3 protein-coding genes are annotated in these 2,629 nt (G+C 38.0%); all 3 read right to left on the bottom strand.

Annotated elements, in window-relative coordinates:
• Window positions 1-1,267, bottom strand: a 1,267-nt coding sequence (locus AC29Z1_RS16245) for a leucyl aminopeptidase family protein (RefSeq protein ID WP_488272496.1), incomplete at its 3' end; no start/stop codon positions are given.
• Between the two features lie 211 nt (window positions 1,268-1,478).
• On the bottom strand, window positions 1,479-1,739 hold the full coding sequence (locus tag AC29Z1_RS16250) for a stage V sporulation protein S (RefSeq protein ID WP_075755210.1): 261 nt from the start codon (window positions 1,737-1,739) through the stop codon (window positions 1,479-1,481).
• A 207-nt stretch (window positions 1,740-1,946) separates the two neighbouring features.
• Window positions 1,947-2,468: a hypothetical protein gene (locus tag AC29Z1_RS16255; protein ID WP_488272497.1), complete on the bottom strand. Its 522-nt coding sequence runs from the start codon at window positions 2,466-2,468 to the stop codon at window positions 1,947-1,949.
• Window positions 2,469-2,629: the final 161 nt, after the last annotated feature.

The following is a 2,629-nucleotide window of genomic DNA, read 5'->3' on the forward strand; positions in this document are numbered from 1 at the left end:
AAGCTTCATCATTAGGAATCTCCCACATTTTTTCCCTTATTTGCCGTGCTGCTGGAGGAACAGATGCAAGCCACTCACGATTGTTGGTCAGAACACCAGAATAAACATTACCAAGGGCAATAACACACGCACCTGTAAGAGTAGCAATATCAATCAGTTTAGTGGCTCCAAGTTTCTTTGCATAGGTAATGGCATCAGCTAAAATCAAGCGACCTTCAGCATCAGTACTTAATACCTCGATGGTTTTACCGCTCATAGATGTAATAATATCTCCTGGCCTAAAGGCAGTTCCTGATGGCATGTTTTCTGTACATGGTACAATAGCTATAATATTTACTTTAGGTTTTATTTGGCCAATAGCCAACATTGCACCTAAAACAGCACTACCACCAGACATATCCCCCTTCATTTCATCCATATTTTGACTAGGTTTTAAAGATATTCCACCACTGTCAAAAGTAATCCCTTTACCGACATAGGCAATAATCTCTTGGCTTGACGGGTTCCCCATATATTTTAAGACAATGAGTTTGGGACGTTCAGCACTGCCTTGAGCAACTGCCAGCAGGGCACCCATCCCGTTTTTTTCCATATCTTCTTTTTCAAGTACCTGTAGCTCCATCCCATACTGTTTGGCAATCTCTGCAGCATGCCAGGCCATTTTAGTAGGAGTCATATGTTGAGCCGGATGATTCACCAAGTCGCGGGAATAATTTACACTTTCAGCAATAATTTTGCCAAGGCGAACAGCTTCCGTATGCTCCTTAATTTTCCCACTGTCATTTACCACAATCACAAATTTTTCAATGGTAGGATCCTCTGACTTACTTGTTTTGTAATGCTTAAATTGATATAGCCCCATAATGGCTCCCTCAACGAAGGCTTGCGATACTTGGCACTCATCTACCCCTCCCCAATCAACACCATGTACGGTTGTCACTACTGTTTTCGAATGATGCTTCCTGGCACTTCGCATAGCTACTGCCATCAAAGCGCGTGCTTTGTCTAAGGTAAATTCGCTTTGTTTACCTAAGCCCAGCAAAATGATACGTTTTGCCCCAATAGCACCAAATGTATGAACAACTGTTGTTTCACCATATTTTCCACATCTCGGGATATCACGGATGATTTCGGTTATATGTCCACTAAGGGCTTTGTCGATAGTGCCCGTTGCACCGCCAGGAATCATAGTGTCTTCAAATACATAAGTAATCATAGAATCGCATACAATTTCTGTTAACGAACCAGTAATTACTTGAATTTCCATTTTTATCACTCCTTAAAATATTCTTGTATGAATACAGATATGATGTTGGCTAAAACCCACATCATATCTGCGAGACTCTGAGCACACCTAGCTAGACATAAGTTGAAAAAGACCTATACTAAATTTAACTGTCTTACTTTATTATGCCATAAAATCCTTATTAAAAACACTAAAACCTGTTCACAATGAACAGGTTTCATGCATTTGTTATTTATCGTGGCTCAACAATGAGCTTGATAGCGGTTCTTTCTTCACCATCAATAAGAATGTCTGTGAAGGCGGGAATGCAGATTAAATCAACACCATGAGGCGCTACAAATCCTCGTGCAATCGCTACTGCTTTTACAGCCTGGTTAAGTGCTCCGGCACCGATTGCTTGAATCTCGGCACCACCACGTTCTCTTAACACTCCAGCCAAGGCCCCTGCTACAGAATTAGGATTAGATTTTGCTGATACTTTCAAGACATCCATGCTTTTATGTGCCCTCCTTTGATAAAAAAACAATATTATTTCTATAAATTAGATATATTCGTTGCGTTGCAAAAAATACCTTTTTTCACAAATAAAAAATTCTAATTATTATAGAAAATTCATGTTATTTAGTAATTCATTATGTTTCTGATCATTAATAGTAGACAATATCATTCGTGAGGGCACAAGCAAAGAAGTTATTTATGATTATTTGTTAAACACAAAAACACGCCCGTCTTCGCGAATAGCAATCAGGCTGTGATGATCATTATATTGTTTCCGCATATTCTCCAGCATATTTTCAATGACTTCTTCTTGCAACAATAGATCTTCTTCTAGCATAGTGTCATTGTAATCAGTCACTAAGCGCTCCCCAAAGTAATCCCTAAGAAGTTTTATCGTTAAATTGATTTCTCCTTGAGACATAGAATGTACATCTCGCATAATACTTAAAATCGCTACTTGCTCATATGAGCTTAATTCTACATCAATGGTACAACTTTTAGTATCTTTTAATGCATGATATGCCGTAAGACTATTAATAATATGCCGTTTAAGATTTTTAAAATCGCCATTGGTGGGAATACCAGAAATCAAAAAAGTAAATGTTATTGAATTATCTTCAGGATTAAAATTAATGGTTCCAATCTCAGGGTAACGCACCAACATAGATATAAGCAGGTTTGCTCCGTGAGAAACCTGTTGATTATTCTGGTCTAATGCAGGCATGTGTTTTCACCGTCCAAAAATATAAGTGCATAGATATTTAAATATCTTTATTGAATAAGTATTCTCTGGGTATATACTTAAATCCTGCTTTTAAATTCTTGGAAAAAAATCGGTTCTTTGTCAAATGTTGGGGTAAAGCATAAAGTGTAGTGGAGCAGGGG

This window comes from Sporomusa sp. (assembly GCF_057736855.1).

What these genes read in the sequence shown, in the direction of transcription:
- AC29Z1_RS16250 (WP_075755210.1), bottom strand. Translation starts at nt 1,739, where the DNA reads ATGGATGTCTTGAAAGTATCAGCAAAATCTAATCCTAATTCTGTAGCA.
- AC29Z1_RS16255 (WP_488272497.1), bottom strand. Translation starts at nt 2,468, where the DNA reads ATGCCTGCATTAGACCAGAATAATCAACAGGTTTCTCACGGAGCAAAC.